15 protein-coding genes and 1 other RNA gene are annotated in these 15104 nt (G+C 42.1%); 7 read left to right on the forward strand and 9 right to left on the reverse strand.

What is annotated here, in order from left to right; all coding sequences use genetic code 11:
* Positions 1-17: 17 nt before the first annotated feature.
* From pepF to MKX60_RS30535, 3 genes are all read right to left on the reverse strand, one after another.
* Positions 18-1808: an oligoendopeptidase F gene (gene pepF / locus MKX60_RS30525; protein ID WP_042186822.1), complete on the reverse strand. Its 1791-nt coding sequence runs from the start codon at positions 1806-1808 to the stop codon at positions 18-20.
* Between the two features lie 220 nt (positions 1809-2028).
* Entirely contained in the window at positions 2029-2199 is a 171-nt protein-coding gene (locus MKX60_RS30530) for a hypothetical protein (RefSeq protein WP_167348490.1), read from the reverse strand.
* Between the two features lie 6 nt (positions 2200-2205).
* The gene (locus tag MKX60_RS30535) at positions 2206-2439 is read right to left on the reverse strand and encodes a hypothetical protein (RefSeq protein WP_036689271.1); all 234 of its coding nucleotides are present in this window, start codon (positions 2437-2439) and stop codon (positions 2206-2208) included.
* A gap of 174 nt (positions 2440-2613) precedes the next feature.
* Here MKX60_RS30535 and MKX60_RS30540 point away from each other — a divergent pair, with 174 nt between their 5' ends.
* Positions 2614-2811 carry a cold shock domain-containing protein gene (locus MKX60_RS30540; RefSeq protein WP_042126303.1) on the forward strand — a complete coding sequence of 66 codons (198 nt, stop codon included), beginning with the start codon at positions 2614-2616 and terminating at the stop codon, positions 2809-2811.
* A gap of 210 nt (positions 2812-3021) precedes the next feature.
* Here MKX60_RS30540 and MKX60_RS30545 read toward each other — a convergent pair whose 3' ends face one another.
* On the reverse strand, positions 3022-4269 hold the full coding sequence (locus MKX60_RS30545; protein ID WP_076283175.1) for an MFS transporter: 1248 nt from the start codon (positions 4267-4269) through the stop codon (positions 3022-3024).
* 201 nt (positions 4270-4470) lie between these two features.
* On the opposite strand from MKX60_RS30545, the gene MKX60_RS30550 reads away from it, so the two are divergent.
* Both MKX60_RS30550 and pfkA read left to right on the forward strand, forming a co-directional pair.
* The gene (locus tag MKX60_RS30550) at positions 4471-5553 is read left to right on the forward strand and encodes a tetraprenyl-beta-curcumene synthase family protein (protein WP_076283403.1); all 1083 of its coding nucleotides are present in this window, start codon (positions 4471-4473) and stop codon (positions 5551-5553) included.
* A gap of 66 nt (positions 5554-5619) precedes the next feature.
* A complete protein-coding gene (gene pfkA / locus MKX60_RS30555; protein WP_042126307.1) occupies positions 5620-6591 on the forward strand; it encodes a 6-phosphofructokinase in 972 nt (323 codons plus the stop codon).
* A 64-nt stretch (positions 6592-6655) separates the two neighbouring features.
* Here pfkA and MKX60_RS30560 read toward each other — a convergent pair whose 3' ends face one another.
* The 4 genes from MKX60_RS30560 to MKX60_RS30575 all read right to left on the reverse strand — a co-directional run bounded on the left by MKX60_RS30560 (position 6656) and on the right by MKX60_RS30575 (position 10814).
* Positions 6656-8029, reverse strand: coding sequence for an MATE family efflux transporter (locus MKX60_RS30560; RefSeq protein ID WP_341061989.1), 1374 nt, complete (start codon positions 8027-8029; stop codon positions 6656-6658).
* 143 nt (positions 8030-8172) lie between these two features.
* A complete protein-coding gene (locus MKX60_RS30565; RefSeq protein WP_076283173.1) occupies positions 8173-9381 on the reverse strand; it encodes a putative glycoside hydrolase in 1209 nt (402 codons plus the stop codon).
* A gap of 230 nt (positions 9382-9611) precedes the next feature.
* Positions 9612-9800 (reverse strand): hypothetical protein, encoded by a 189-nt coding sequence (locus MKX60_RS30570; RefSeq protein WP_036689649.1) that lies wholly within the window; start codon positions 9798-9800, stop codon positions 9612-9614.
* Positions 9801-9992: 192 nt separating this feature from the next.
* Entirely contained in the window at positions 9993-10814 is an 822-nt protein-coding gene (locus tag MKX60_RS30575) for a YitT family protein (RefSeq protein WP_076283172.1), read from the reverse strand.
* Between the two features lie 332 nt (positions 10815-11146).
* Here MKX60_RS30575 and MKX60_RS30580 point away from each other — a divergent pair, with 332 nt between their 5' ends.
* On the forward strand, positions 11147-12793 hold the full coding sequence (locus MKX60_RS30580) for a DEAD/DEAH box helicase (RefSeq protein WP_076283171.1): 1647 nt from the start codon (positions 11147-11149) through the stop codon (positions 12791-12793).
* Positions 12794-12913: 120 nt separating this feature from the next.
* Here the strand turns inward: MKX60_RS30580 and MKX60_RS30585 are convergent, their stop codons facing one another.
* The gene (locus tag MKX60_RS30585) at positions 12914-13009 is read right to left on the reverse strand and encodes a hypothetical protein (RefSeq protein ID WP_042186834.1); all 96 of its coding nucleotides are present in this window, start codon (positions 13007-13009) and stop codon (positions 12914-12916) included.
* Positions 13010-13195: 186 nt separating this feature from the next.
* Here MKX60_RS30585 and MKX60_RS30590 point away from each other — a divergent pair, with 186 nt between their 5' ends.
* The 3 genes from MKX60_RS30590 to MKX60_RS30600 all read left to right on the forward strand — a co-directional run bounded on the left by MKX60_RS30590 (position 13196) and on the right by MKX60_RS30600 (position 14864).
* Positions 13196-14020: a YesL family protein gene (locus MKX60_RS30590; protein WP_076283170.1), complete on the forward strand. Its 825-nt coding sequence runs from the start codon at positions 13196-13198 to the stop codon at positions 14018-14020.
* A 103-nt stretch (positions 14021-14123) separates the two neighbouring features.
* Positions 14124-14315, forward strand: a non-coding RNA gene (gene ssrS / locus MKX60_RS30595) — 6S RNA.
* 159 nt (positions 14316-14474) lie between these two features.
* Positions 14475-14864 (forward strand): DUF1499 domain-containing protein, encoded by a 390-nt coding sequence (locus MKX60_RS30600; RefSeq protein WP_042186839.1) that lies wholly within the window; start codon positions 14475-14477, stop codon positions 14862-14864.
* The last annotated feature ends 240 nt before the right edge of the window (positions 14865-15104 follow it).

Genomic DNA, 15104 nt, shown 5'->3' on the forward strand with positions numbered 1-15104 from the left:
ATACTAAGCTCTCTGCCTTATTTGGTCAACTGTTCCATTTGAGCGATAACATCTTCGAAGACACTCATCGCTTCGCGAATCGGCTCAGGAGAAGACATATCAACACCAGCTTTAGACAGAATATTAATGGAGTAGTCACTGCCGCCACTCTTCAGGAAGCCGAGGTAACGATCTACCGCAGGTTTACCTTCTTCAAGAATTTGTTTGGCAAAGCTAGTCGCTGCTGAGAAGCCGGTTGCGTATTTATAAACATAGAAGCTGTTATAGAAATGCGGAATCCGCGCCCATTCCATCTCGATATCCTGATCTACAACCATTTCTTTACCATAGTATTTAACATTCAGGTCATAGTAGATGCTCGAAAGATCTTGTGGAGTAAGCGATTCACCTTCTTCAACACGCTGATGAATGATTTTCTCGAACTCAGCGAACATCGTCTGCCGGAAAATCGTTGTCCGGAACTGATCAGCATAGTAGGTGAGCAAATACATTTTTTCTTTAGGATCTGTAGACTTTTTGAGTAAATAATCCATTAGCAGTGCCTCGTTAGTAGTAGAAGCAACCTCTGCTAGGAAAATCGTATATTGCGCATCCCGATAATTCAGAGCGTTATCCGAAAAATACGAGTGTAATGCATGGCCCATCTCATGTGCCAGTGTAAACATACTGTTTAAATTATCATTATGGTTCAGCAGTACGAAAGGATGCGTACCGTATGGCCCCCAGCTGTAAGCCCCGGACCGTTTATTCTCGTTCTCATACACATCGATCCATCCGTTGTCGTAGCCTTTTTGCAGCACATTCAGATAATCTTCACCGAGCGGTTTGAGACCCTCTTTAGTGATTTTCTTGGCTTCTTCATAGGTGATATCTAATTTATATTCATCAACAAGCGGTGCAAACAGATCATACATATGTAACTCATCGACACCCAGCAGCTTCTGACGCAGTTTCATATAACGGTGCATCAATGGAAGGCTTTCGTGAATCGTATCAATCAAGTTGGTGTAAACCTCTTTAGGAATGTTATCACCATAGAGTGACATTTCCATTACAGAAGGATATTTGCGAATTCGTGAGTAGAACACATTTTTATTCACATTCGCGCTAAGCGTTGCTGCGATAGTGTTCTTCTGCTTCCGGTAGGTATCGTAGACTGCCTTAAAAGCATTTCGGCGAACCTCACGGTCGTTACTTTCGAGAAACTTGATATAGTTGCCATGAGTCAGCTCAACTTCTTTGCCATCCTCATCTTTGATCTTAGGGAATTTCAGATCCGCATTGTTCAGCATACTGAAAATATTCTGAGGTGCTTGAGCTAAATTTCCGACCTGAGCTAGCAGTGCTTCTTCAGCCTTAGAAAGCACATGGGCTTTTTCACGTTTCATTTCAGTTAAGGTGAATTTATAAGCGGATAGGTTCGGATCAGCGATGAACTGGTCCAACTTCTCAACTGGCAACGCCAGAATTTCTGGGGTTACAAAAGATAAAGCTTCACCTGCTTCAATACCAAGCTTTTTCGCTTTGGAGGACAAAGCTTGAGAGTCAGGATTAGCTGTGTCTTCATCTTGACGCATATGTGCATACACGAAGAGTCGTTCAGTTAGGATGGACAGCTTGTCATCCATTTCAAAACATTTTTTTAGAGCATCCGCGGAATCTAGTGTACCCTGAAAATCCGCAGCTTTTTTGATTAAGGATTTAGCTTCAGCAAATTCTGCATCCCAATCCTTCTGAGAAGCAAACACATCTTCAAGCTTCCAACGATTCTCAGCAGGTACTTCGCTTCTTTTCAATAATTTTTCCATAGAAACCCTCCTAGAATGATGAGATGTAGTAGGCATAATCTCCCTCGGCAATACTGTAGATGATAAATCACCCGGTAGCAAGCTGAGCACAAGTAGAAGAGGGATGGACTTGGGTGAAATAGGCATAACATCCTCCTCTTGAAAGTAGAGTCGGCTTATTATGCCCTATTAAGTCCTGATTATTAATATTTAGTCTTCTTTAAATATATGAAAGTATAAGTTATGCCAATAAGCTATAAATAACAAAGATGAAGGCGAACAGAATCATAATGACTGCAGTTAAGGCCATGCCCCGCTTAAACTGCGGCGGGACACGATCCTTGGTCATAATTAGAACTGCGCCTAGACATAAGACTAGGACAACATAAATCGCGATATTTTCTGTGTTCATGTTCTGTTATACCTGTTTGAAGGCTGCGATGATATTTTTATACTCTTCTTCATTATCTTTATAAGATTCTTTGTTGAATCGGTTGTTCACCCACTGCATCATAGCTGGACGACTAAGGAAAGTATGTGTTTCTTCTCCCCATTGATCGGAGATTTCGCGAAGTACGATATAACGTCCTTGAACTTCTACCGTCATCATATTCCATTTGTCTGTTTTGTATATTTCATGTTTTTTGATCATTATCATTACCACCCTGGCGATTTTTGGCTTTTGGCTCAATGATAACGCACTGGTCAAGGGAAAAGCAAATTAAATCACATATTTAAAGATCCAGATAGATTGATTTGAGTAGAAGATTGCAGTATAATATAGTTATACGCCATATATGGCGGTTATTTTTAGGAGGTTGTTCAATTGAAAGGTACAGTAAAATGGTTTAACGCAGAAAAAGGTTATGGTTTTCTTCAAGTAGAAGGCGGCGAAGATGTATTCGTACACTTCTCAGCAATTCAAGGTGAAGGATTCAAAACTTTGGACGAAGGTCAAGAAGTAGAATTCGATATCACTGATGGTAATCGTGGACCGCAAGCTGAAAACGTAGTAAAATTATAAGAAACGGCAAAGACAGTTAAGCTGTCTGCTATAAATATATAATTTACTTGGCAAGCCCTTGCAAGAGTGGTTACCATATAGAACACAGTTCTTTCGGGAACTGTGTTTTTTTACGTCTAATAGACATCAATTTAAATGAAAGGTCTTTGCATTCCCAAGTGAAGGGATAGCAAAGACCTTTTAATATTTTTGAGTATCAGAAGTGTTCTATTATAGGGAAGCTTTTTTGTTCTTATTCTTGAAATAGCGCATTGAATCTCGATGGGTATCCAATAAATGCTGTCCTAAAAAGCCTACAAAAGCAAGAAGGCTGAAGCCAACCGCTACCATATAGAAGGTGAAGCGTCCAGCTTCCTGATAGATCATTCCACCAAATGTACCACTTAGAAGTCCAGCTGCACTTGACCAAACAACTGTGTAGATTGCAAGACCGGTTGCTCGGAGACGATCAGGAATAATCCGAGTGATATAACGGACACATGTTACAAAAAAGACGCCAAATGTCAGGCTATGCAAGGCTTGAATCGCGATTATAGAGCCTGGGTGATCGGCGAGCGCCATTAGTAGAAAGCGAAGGGCATACATGAGACTGGCTAAAATTAATAAGGGCAGTTCTTTAAATTTGTCGCCGTATTTGCCGAGTATAAATAATACAGGGATTTCACTTAGTGCCGAGGCAAGTAATGCCCAGCCGATCACTTCCTCACCAGCGCCCAGGTTCTTTAAACTGATGGTGAGAAAAGCTTCGTTCATTCTATGTCCCAGTGCGAGTACAAAGACACATCCGAAGAACCACAGCACTTCTTTTCGCAAAAGAATATCTTTAAGCCCATGCTCTTTCTTGCCTGGTTTGGTAGTAACAGCCTTCTGATTGGGGAGCTCTGGAACAGTTTTTTTGACATCCTTTAGGCCAATTGTAATTAGAAGTGCGATTATAATGATAATAATACATAAGGTAAGACTCCAAGTAGCACCTAAAGCTCTAAGCGCATACCCGACGGTTAAAGCAAAGAAAGAATAGCCTAATGAGCCAAATACACGAATTGTAATGAAGTTTCGTCCGTGTCGCTCCGCAATTTTGATGGCCATTGTATCAGCAAGCGGAAAAACTGGGTAATAGAAGAAGTAGAAAAAGGACAAAATAAGCATAACGGAAGAAAATTCGGTCGCTCTGGCTAATAGAAGTCCGGTTACTAATTGCCCCGCGAGTAAAATAAACATGATTTTTCGAATGGTACCTAGCTTATCGCTCATCATACTCCAGAAGAGATTGGATAGGATGGAGATGAGGGGACCGAGAGAATACAAGTAGCCCACCTGAGAACTGCTAAACCCTAAATGTGTGTAGAATAAAGGAAAGTAGGATACTACAAGAACGCTAGTGCCATAAATCGTAAAAAGAAAGGAACGAAGCCAATTCTGATCACTGTAAGGGCTTCCGGTCCGTTTTGAAAACATGAAAGTGCACTCCTCTGAGATTGAAATATGGCTAGTATAGCATAAAGCAATGGAGGGTTATGTGTTTTATTCTTGAATTGCGTTATTTCTGAATCTTTCATAATTTTACGAAAGTGATTTTGTTGTTTGTACAAATACGTCTGATCATATTATAATAAGTGGTGATTTGGATAAGGAGACAACAATGTGGAGGCACTATCATTGAGTGAATTAGAGCAAGGCCGTTACCTTAGCCCGCGTGGCCCTATTGGGCTTATGAACAGGGTCTATAAGTACGTGCTGCCAGAAGTGAGAGAAAGTCTGGACTTCTGGCGCCAAGATGCGAATGGGATTCCCGATCCCGAGCTCCGGAAGCAAGCACTTGCCAGCATTGAAACAAAGGAGTTTCACTGCATAGGTGGAGGTATTTATGCCGCCGGCAATTTATCGATGAGACATATACTTATTCCGCTTATTGTTGCTTATCAAACTATCAGTGATTATCTAGATAACTTATGTGATCGCAGTACTTCGCTTGATCCTGCAGATTTCAGGCTGCTGCATCAATCTATGCTGGATGCCATTGATCCAAACGCTGAACCTGTCAATTATTATGCGCTTCGTGATGAACAGAATGACGGCGGGTACTTGTATAGGCTAGTTCGAAAATGCCAGGAGATGATCTCTTTGCTGCCAGGTTATTCCGCTGCTGCAGCGGAGATTCGTGATTTGGCTGTGCTGTATACAGATTTGCAGGTATATAAGCATATCCGCCCGGAACTCAGGGAAACAGCCCTGAAGGAATGGTGGGAGCAGCAGGGTAGCCGTGCTCCGCATCTGCATTGGAACGAGTTTGCAGCTGCAACGGGCTCAACTTTAGGCGTATTCATGCTTTTTCTATCTGCATGTGATCCGAAGCTAAGTAAGTCTTCTTCGGAATCGATTCGAGCTGCATATTTTCCACATGTTTGTGGATTGCACATTATGCTGGATTATTTGATTGATCAGGAAGAGGACCGAGCAGGCGGCGATCTTAATTTCTGCAATTATTATGACGACACGGATACCATGTTAAGTCGGATCGCTTCCATGGTTGAGTGGGCCCGTAAGGATGTACGTGAACTTCCGGAATCATCTATGCATCGTATGGTGATTGAGGGATTGCTGGCACTTTATTTATCTGATCCGAAAGTTAGCGAACAGCGGGAAGTTCGCTCAGTGTCTAAAAGCCTGATGAGAGGAAGTCCGCTTACAAGGCTGTTCTTCTTCGCTAATAGCCGCTGGATACGCAATCGTTTTTTGTAACAAGGCTGCGAAGCTTCATCTATACAACGGATGGGGCATTGCACAACTTTAAGGAGGAACAACAGAATGTCAAAAATCAAAAAAATTGCAGTACTGACTAGTGGTGGAGATTCACAAGGTATGAACGCCGCTGTTCGTGCGGTTGTAAGAAGCGCACTTTATTATGGCATTGAAGTTTTTGGAGTTCAACGTGGATATCAAGGTCTTCTGAATCGCGATATCTTCCCTATGGATCTTCGCAGTGTTGGTGACATTATTCAACGTGGGGGAACCATTCTGCAATCTGCAAGATGTCTGGAGTTCACAAAACCAGAAGGTCAGCAAAAGGGTGCAGATATTCTTAATGAAATGGGCATCGATGGCCTAGTAGTTATAGGCGGAGATGGTTCTTATAAAGGTGCTAATAAACTAAGTAAACTCGGTATCAAGACGATGGCATTACCGGGAACTATTGATAATGATATTTCCTACACGGATTACACCATTGGGTTTGATACAGCAGTTGGTGTCGTTGTAGATGCTATTAACAAGCTGCGTGACACGATGTCCTCCCATGAGCGTTCTTCCATTGTAGAAGTTATGGGACGTCATTGCGGAGATATCGCGCTACATGCAGGTCTGGCTTCTGGAGCAGAAACAATTCTCGTGCCAGAAATGCCATATGACTTGAATGAAGTTGCGGATCGTATGCGCGACAACTTTGTCAGAGGTAAACGTCACAGTATCGTCATCGTTGCAGAAGGTGTGGGTAAAGGCGAAGATGTGGCCCAAGCGTTGAAAGATCGTCATGCTTCTCTGGATGCACGGGTTACTGTACTTGGACATATTCAGCGGGGAGGAACACCAACACCTGGAGACCGGAACCTTGCTAGCCGTCTTGGTGACTTTGCCGTTCGTAAACTAATTGAAGGTGAGTCTGATAAAGGTTGCGGTATCATCAAGGGAGAACTAACCCTTACAGATATCGATCTTGTAGTGAATACGAAGAAAGACTTTGACGTGGAGTTGTACGAGCTTGCATCCCGTCTTTCTCAATAATTAACATACAAAAAAGGAACAGCTGCGAATTTCGCACTGTTCCTTTTTTGTATTCTTTTGATTATTAGTGATGTGCTTGAGCGTCTGCATATTGTGTGGCATAACGGCGTTGAACTTTAACAAGCCGAGTCAAGAGCAATGTAGCCCCAATCGCAAGACCGGTGATCAAGCCGATCCAATAACCATAAGCTCCTAGATCCGTATAAGTAGCAAGTACATAGCCTGTAGGAAGCCCTATAACCCAATAAGCTATAAAGCAAATAATGAAGGCTGGATTAACATCCTTATAGCCACGAAGTGCTCCTTGTGTAGGTGTTGCAATCGCATCGGAAATCTGGAAAAAGATCGCATAGATTAAGAAATGCTGAATTAATGAAATGACATCAGGTTCATCAGTGTATAAACCAGCTACATGATGGCCGGCAAATAAGAGCAGGAGTGCAGTTGCCAGGGAGAGGATAGCCGCAAGTCCAATTCCCATAATGGCATATTGACGGGCATCCTTTTGCCTGCCGGATCCAGTCTCGAAGCCGACGAGAATGGTAAGGCTCATACAGATACTGAGCGGAATCATATATAACGTAGTTGCAAAATTAATGGCTGCTTGATGAGCTGCAATCGTTACAGTATCGAACCGACTCATCAACAAGGTTACAGCGGAGAAGACTGCAGTTTCAAAAAAAATCGAGAAGCCAATAGGTACACCGATCTTCAGTAGATCTTTGAAGCTTTTTAGCGATATAAAGAAGAACTTTCGGAAGATTCTAAGGCTTGCAAAGGGTTCTACCCGATAAATGAACAGCAGGGCAACCGAAAAAATTACCCAGTAGGTGATAGCTGATGCCACTCCAGCTCCAACACCACCAAGTCGAGGAAACCCGAATTTTCCGAAGATTAGTAAGTAGTTCAAACCAACATTCACGGGTAGGGCTATGAGTGTGATCAACATGGACACTCGTGTTTGTCCCAGAGCGTCTATACAACTACGGAGAACTGTATATCCAAACAGCGGGATAATTCCGAAGGAGATCGCACTTAGGAAACGAAATGCAACATCTCTTACAGTCGGCTCCAGATTCATAAAATTAAGGATAGGTGACAAGGCGAAGCTCCCGATTAGTAAGACAATTACAGAGACGATCAGTGATAACCAGATTCCCTGTGTGACTTGATAGGCTACATCCTTTTCTTTTTTGCTTCCGATGAGCTGAGAGACGATGGGGGTAATCCCCATAAGGATTCCACTTAAGCCCGTTTGAATTGGAATCCAGAGACTGGTTCCTATCGCCACACCTGCCAGATCGGCTGTACCAAACTTACCTGACATGTTTGTATCAAAGAAGGTTATCGCTGACAAAGCAATCTGTGTAACCAGAATTGGAAATAAAATATGAAAGAATTGTATTGCTTTTTGTTTTAAAGAGGTGGTTTGTATCATCGTTCTTTGCCTCATTCTTTGTTGGTTTTTAATGATTACAGTAAAAGTTCCCTTTTTCTCCATTAAAAGACCCGGCAAATGCCGGGTCTTTATCTTTATATATCATACCTGATTTCAATTATACATAATTAGGGCTATATACATTATTTCTCATAATCGACATCGGAGGTATATCGGTTATTGGCGTTCCAGAGTAGAAACTCCTCTACATTTTCATCTTTTAAAGCGCGTATTTGATCTTCCACCTGTTTTTTACCGTATTTAATATAATGACCTTTACCGAGCCAGCTTGCTGTAAAATCTTGAATCCAAGGACGAATAACAGGTTTGTAGCTGCCTAGAGGATCAAGCTTCTTATGGGTATCAACCATGGAGCCTTTAATGGTAGCATACGGATCTAAGTCAGGCTCTTTCACTCCAAACCATCCTGTTGAATAATGACTCGGATAAATCATCGGGCTGATGACATCCACATTCTTGGATATTTTAACGAAGTCTTGTCCTATGCCCTCAGCAGGAGCAGATGCGGCATATCCAAAAATATCTACGGATACACGAACACCAAGTGGAGCAAGCTCTGCTTTTGCGTATTTTACAAAATTAGAAATGATATCTACGCGAGAATCGCTAGTTTTGGTGTATTTAAGTGTGTCTGCACGTTTTTCGAATCCTTCAGGAAAGCGCACATAGTCGAATTGAATTTCTTTAAAGCCGAGTTTGACAGCTTCTTTGGCGATATCGACATTGTACTTCCAGACATCTTCATTATAAGGATTAACAAAGCTATCGCCGCCTTTATTCTTCCATACTGTGCCGTCTGCATTAACAAAGGATAATTGCGGATTCTTTTTGGCAAGTATAGAGTCCTTAAAGACAACAATTCGAGCGATAGGATATACATCATGTTTATTCAATCTTTCCATCAGTTTGTTGATGTCGCCAATAAATGGCTGCGGATTACCGAGTTTCTGAAGTTCAGGATTATCGGTTTTATACGTGATGTAACCTGCATCATCCTTAATGTCGATGACCATAGAATTTAGTTCCGTCTGATCAAGTAAAGAAAGAAGCTTTTCCATTCGTTCTCCACCGGCACTGTATGCGGTAACATAGATGCCTTTTACTTTTGGCGCATCCGGCTGAGGATCTGCGTGTAGCATGCTTTGTGAGTCATTTGCTTCTGCTGTAGCATTTGGAGCTGGAGTTGAACCATTTGAATTATTATTTTGCGTAGCGATGATGGGGGGATTCATGGCGGACTTCAATGCAATTGCCACTTCAGCGTCATGTTGATTCTGTTGCACGCCTACACTTCCCAAGGCCATCATCAGTAGAGCCCAGGTGATGTTCATTCGTATTCTCTCCCTTTATGTACATTTCCTAAATTATATAGGAACGGTTGCTTCTAAAAAGAACAGTGTTGTAATAATGTTGGCTCAGATCGGGTCTGAAAATCCATCCTTGATGTATATAACCGGGACGCACAGATTCTAAACGTATTGTTAAAAAGTAAATGCCGCCTCAAAACGGCAACATGGCCGAACTTAAGGCGGCAACTATCAAGACTTCTCTTGCGGCTTACTCATTGAAGATACGCAGAATTCTGATGTTCACAGATACTGTAATGGATGATATCCATGGCATCTGCAGGTTCCAGAATACTAAGCCCGTCACGCAGAACGATTACGGAATTTAATTCGTCCTGTTTGAGAAACGGCATCATATCAGGATACCACCTCATGACGATTGCTGACAGCTTTACCGTTTCCATTTCCACAAAAATCACCCTTTCCTTTTTCGATAGGTCTGAATGGAATTCAGTAATCATCGGAAAACGAAGTGCTTGGAAAAAAGAGGGGTAAATCTCAATCTTTATGAAATTGTTAGGGTTCTGCGTGATTATAATATATCACAATTCTGTGATTGGTGCATTTTCCAAATTAATACTTTTCATTGCCAGTTTTTATCTTTTTCGGAAGGAGCCCATAACACCAACTGTCTCGACAATATTTACAAATGCTTGAGGATCTGTCGTGCGGATAATACGTTGCAGTTCAGCAAGTTCGTAGCGGGTTGTTACTGTCATTAGCATGTCCTTTTCAACATGAGAATAAGCGCCTTCTGTTTTAATCTTTGTGACACCGCGTTGAAGCCCCATTAAGTGCTGAAGGAGCTCATCTGTACGATTTGTTACTATATATACGGTTACCTTTAAATGGCTGATGTGAATCATGTCCAGTACCTTACCAGTTACGTATATAGATACCATCGATGCAAGAGCCAAGTTCCAGTTGTTATCAAAATATGCCGCGGCAAGAATAACGAGTCCGTTTAAGCTAACCACCACGTTTCCAACTGGGAAATCGCGGAATTTAGTGATGATGGATCCCAGGATATCAAAACCTCCGGATGAACCACCTGCACGGAAGCTGAAGCCACAGCCAATACCGACCAGCACTCCACCAAATACAGAAGAAAGCAGCATATCAGTAGCTACCAAATATTCGGGAATGATCGTCAAGAACCAGGTTGTTGCCACAACGGATAACATGCTTAGCATAATAAATCTCCGGCCTAGCTGGAACCAACCAGCTACAAGCAATGGAATATTAAAGAGAAAGTACAAGAGGCTTATGTTTAGTGGTGTAAAGTAACCCACTAACATCGAAAGCCCGGATACTCCTCCGCTGAGTAAGCGATGAGGGATTAGAAAAAGATTAAATCCACTGGCGATCAACGCTGCCCCAAAAATAACTGCAATACAATTCCAAATCTGTCTTAACAAGCAAATCCACCTCTATAAATAAATTTAAAAATAAACCATGTATGCAATGAAAAGAAAGGAACCCACTGGTATTCCTACTTAGAGTTGTGATATAATGTACAGGATATTCTTGAGTAGGACGTTACAATGGTATTTTTGCATTGCATCGGATGTAAAGCTACAGTTGCTCAGGTACAATGAAGTACCTGATGAAAGGGAGGCTTTTCGTCCCAAAAGCGCTATATCATGCAGAAAAAAGAGCATGATTGGACAGCATATAAATGTGTTTACCGCTACTTAAGAATACAGACAAGCATGTGGAATGTCCACTGTATAGAAGGAGCATGAATAATTTGAAAACATTCGCAGAATTTGGCTTGGAGCCAAAAGTGCTACAAGCAATCACAGAGTTAGGATTTGAGGAGGCAACACCGATACAGGAGCAGTCAATTCCATTGGCATTGACTGGGTCGGATCTGATCGGTCAAGCACAGACTGGTACAGGTAAGACTGCTGCTTTTGGTATCCCCCTCATTTCGAAGATTAATCGCGAAGACGAAAAAATTCTGGCACTTATTATGGCACCAACACGTGAGTTGGCCATTCAAGTATCAGAAGAAATCGGTAAGCTAAGCCGTTTTAAAGGTCTTCGTTCGTTGGCAATTTATGGCGGACAAGATATTGGTCGCCAAATCCGTGGTCTTAAGAAGAAACCACAAATTATTATTGGTACACCTGGACGTTTGCTTGACCATATCAACCGTAAAACCATTCGTTTGGATGATGTTCAAACTGTTGTATTGGATGAAGCAGATGAAATGCTGGATATGGGCTTTATGGAAGATATTCAGACAATCCTCAAGCTCGTTCCTGAAGAACGTCAAACTATGTTGTTCTCGGCTACAATGCCTCCAAACATTCAACGTCTTGCACAGCAATTCCTGAACAACCCGCAACACGTCTCCGTTATTCCGAAACAAATCAGTGCTCCGCTGATTGATCAAGCATATGTTGAAGTACCTGAACGTCAAAAGTTCGAAGCGCTTAGTCGTTTGATTGATATGGAATCACCTGAGCTTGCAATCGTGTTCGGACGCACGAAGCGCCGGGTTGATGAGCTTGCAGAAGCTTTGCAAAAACGTGGATACTCTGCTGATGGATTACATGGTGACCTGTCTCAGAACCAACGTGATGCTGTAATGCGTAAATTCCGTGATGGCAGCATTGATGTTCTGGTAGCTACTGACGTAGCGGCTCGTGGTTTGGACGTATCCGGCGTTACTCATGTAATTAACTTTGACTTGCCGCAAGATCCAGAAAGCTATGTACACCGTATCGGTCGTACTGGTCGCGCTGGTAAAGAAGGTACAGCTTGGTCTTTCGTTACTCCACGCGAAATGGATCACCTGCATTTGATCGAACGCGTTACTCGTCACCGTATTACTCGTAAACCATTGCCAACTATGGCTGAGGCTATTGAAGGTAAACAACGCGTAACAGCAGAACGTTTGCTTGAAATGGTTGAGAACGGTGAATTGAATGAGTACAAAGGTATTTCTATTCAATTGCTTGAGCAATATGATTCCGTTCAATTGCTGTCAGCTGCAATGAAGCTTCTGACTGGTGATAAGAAGGATTCTGCAATTGAATTGACTCCTGAAGATCCAATCCGTGCTAAACGTCGTGGTGGTAAGAACGACATTCGCAGTGGCCGCAAACCTAATGGTGGTTACGGTGGTAACCGTGGTACTTCCGGTGGCAGCACTGGTGGATACCGTGGAAACCGTGACAACAACGGTGGCGGAAGTCGTGGTGGCTACAGCAGCGGTGGTAGTAACTATGGTAGTGGCAGTGGCGGTTATGGCGGTGGCTATAAAGGCAACCGTGATGGAGCAGCTAGCCGTGATGGTGGAGCGAACCGCAGTGCGGACCGCAAACCATCTACTCGCCCAAGCAGCACAAGCACGCGTCCAGCAAAACGCGAAGATTTCGATAATTAATACTTGATCAGAACCCGCGGGTGATGATTTATCAAAATACAAAGAAGACGAGATGCCGAATAGCGGTTCTCGTCTTCTTTTTGCTGAAATATAAGGGTGTTTATTGAATTAGCAGCTTATTTAAATGAAAGTACGAGTGATGATAACTAGCAGGATAAACAATACGAGGATCGTACCAGTGGAAGTCCAGCCGCCGTAGCCAACAGGTGAGGACATATAATAACCTCCTTTAGAATGTGGTGATTTTGGAAATTCTTATGGTCACAATCCCAATATATGGACTTTATAGACTTAATGTATAGACGATGACCTAGAATTCAGAAAGTTGGGCTATGGAAAAGAGTAGGTCAAATGAGGTATAGTTAAGATAAGCAGTATGCAAGAGACAGAGGAGGAAGGGAATTGGAGTTTAAAGGAGCAATGGGTGGTTTATACCGCATCACAGAATGGATTACACGTATCGCAGCTAGTAATATCTTATGGGCACTATGTTCCGCCCCGTTTTTATTTTTTGGATTGATGAAATTGATGATGCTTGGGACAAGCTCAGGTGGAGTAAATGAGCAGCTCACATTGAACTGGGCTATGGGGATTCTGGCGCCATTTACAGTATTTCCTGCTTCGGCGGCTTTATTTACCGTTGTGCGCAAATGGGTTATGGGGAACACGGATGTAGGAACTTTTCGTACGTTTTTTCAGGGGTATAAAGAGAATTATTTAAAAAGTATGCTCGGTGGAATTATCTACACATTGATGTTCGTTATTATGTACGTCGATGTAACGGTTTACATGACACAAATGCCTAACTTCAGAATTGTTGGTATTTTGATGTTAGTGCTCATGATTATTTTATCGGTGTCCATGTTTAACTTCTTTTCTATTGTCGTTCATTATCAAATGAGCTTTAAACAAGTGATGACTAACTCAATATTGCTGACTATAGCACGTCCAATTCGCGTGTTCTCAACTTTGATTGCAGCTGCAGTGCTAGCTTATATTGGTCTTAGATATCCAGCACTGTATTTCATCTGTATTCCAACGTTGATTGCGATGGCTGCTTTCTTTAACTTCTATGCTACCTATAATAAACTGCAACTGCAGGTGGAGCAGAAGAAACTGAAAGAGGAAGAAGAGCGAGAAGCTGCTTTGAACAATCAAGAGGATGACGACGATGACGATGATGATTTTGAAGACGATGTTGAGGATAAAGATGTAAAACGTATTTAACAAAGACGAGTATTAAGCATTGGAAATCGTCAGTAATTTAATTCCAGTGTAAAATAAAGCGCATACAGGTTTACTTTTTCGTTAAAACGCAATATAATAATAACAAATCCTGCGATGTTCGTTACGGTTGCTCGTTGTTTTGAACCAATGATAATGTCTTGGGAGATCTACACGAAGCGCAGCTGAACAGCCCTGTCTATATGACTTGGGGAATTCAAAAACGTTTTCTGCGATCACCCACCTGCTCTAGCAGGTTCAGAAGACACTGTAGCCGGACGGCATAAGCGGGTTTTCTATTGTTTAGGCCAAAGCGCCCTGTATCCCGTGAAAGTTGGGAACGGGCGCTTTTTTGTGTGTCTGGAACAAGGAGAAAGTGAGTAATACCCTTTTGTTCCTGAGACAAGAGTGTTACACTTAGAATAATGAACTTGGGATTTGTAGAGGGGGAAGAATTTTGTCGTTAAAAAGAACCTTGGTCGGTTTATTCCGTAGTCATGATGGAACAAGCGACCGCGCAAAAGATCCGACATTAAAAACGCGTTATTACAATCTAACGAAAGACAAAGCTTGGGAGGAAGTTTCATCAACGCTTAAGAAGATTCCTGGATTCAAGGTGCTTCATGAAGTGGAGTCAGTAGGTGAGATCACTCTGGAGAAGAGAACGGCATTCGGCCGTACACTGGACATTACTGTCTCTGTGCTCAATACCACACCTGTACGTTGTGGCGTAGATATGTACTCTGCATCAAGAGGTTCGCTAGGTGATTTGGGTGCTAATTACCGTGTCATTCAGCGGTTATATGCGTCCTTGGACAAAAAATTAGGAAAATACAAAGCAGACTAATTTTCAGAGATTCTTACTAAACCTTCTTACTTAGGGATTGTATGAATGCGTTTACGCAAATGTTGACTGCTCTGGATATTATCGATAAATCTTTCTATTACAAAAAAAAGCGGGAGAAGGATGGACCTTCTTCCGCTTTTTTCAAAATATAAGAAAGTATAAGTTCTACACCTATACTTTATGTCTTATATTTCTCGCATAAACACTTTGTCGCCCTTGTAAGGACGACAAAGGCATTTA

The sequence above is a fragment of the Paenibacillus sp. FSL R5-0914 genome, assembly GCF_038004525.1.
In the GTDB taxonomy this organism is placed as follows: domain Bacteria; phylum Bacillota; class Bacilli; order Paenibacillales; family Paenibacillaceae; genus Paenibacillus_AQ.

What these genes read in the sequence shown, in the direction of transcription:
- MKX60_RS30565 (WP_076283173.1), bottom strand. Translation starts at nt 9,381, where the DNA reads ATGAACATCACCTGGGCTCTACTGATGATGGCCTTGGGAAGTGTAGGC.
- pfkA (WP_042126307.1), top strand. Translation starts at nt 5,620, where the DNA reads ATGTCAAAAATCAAAAAAATTGCAGTACTGACTAGTGGTGGAGATTCA.
- MKX60_RS30570 (WP_036689649.1), bottom strand. Translation starts at nt 9,800, where the DNA reads ATGGAAACGGTAAAGCTGTCAGCAATCGTCATGAGGTGGTATCCTGAT.
- MKX60_RS30560 (WP_341061989.1), bottom strand. Translation starts at nt 8,029, where the DNA reads ATGATACAAACCACCTCTTTAAAACAAAAAGCAATACAATTCTTTCAT.
- MKX60_RS30545 (WP_076283175.1), bottom strand. Translation starts at nt 4,269, where the DNA reads ATGTTTTCAAAACGGACCGGAAGCCCTTACAGTGATCAGAATTGGCTT.
- pepF (WP_042186822.1), bottom strand. Translation starts at nt 1,808, where the DNA reads ATGGAAAAATTATTGAAAAGAAGCGAAGTACCTGCTGAGAATCGTTGG.
- MKX60_RS30530 (WP_167348490.1), bottom strand. Translation starts at nt 2,199, where the DNA reads ATGAACACAGAAAATATCGCGATTTATGTTGTCCTAGTCTTATGTCTA.
- MKX60_RS30535 (WP_036689271.1), bottom strand. Translation starts at nt 2,439, where the DNA reads ATGATCAAAAAACATGAAATATACAAAACAGACAAATGGAATATGATG.
- MKX60_RS30585 (WP_042186834.1), bottom strand. Translation starts at nt 13,009, where the DNA reads ATGTCCTCACCTGTTGGCTACGGCGGCTGGACTTCCACTGGTACGATC.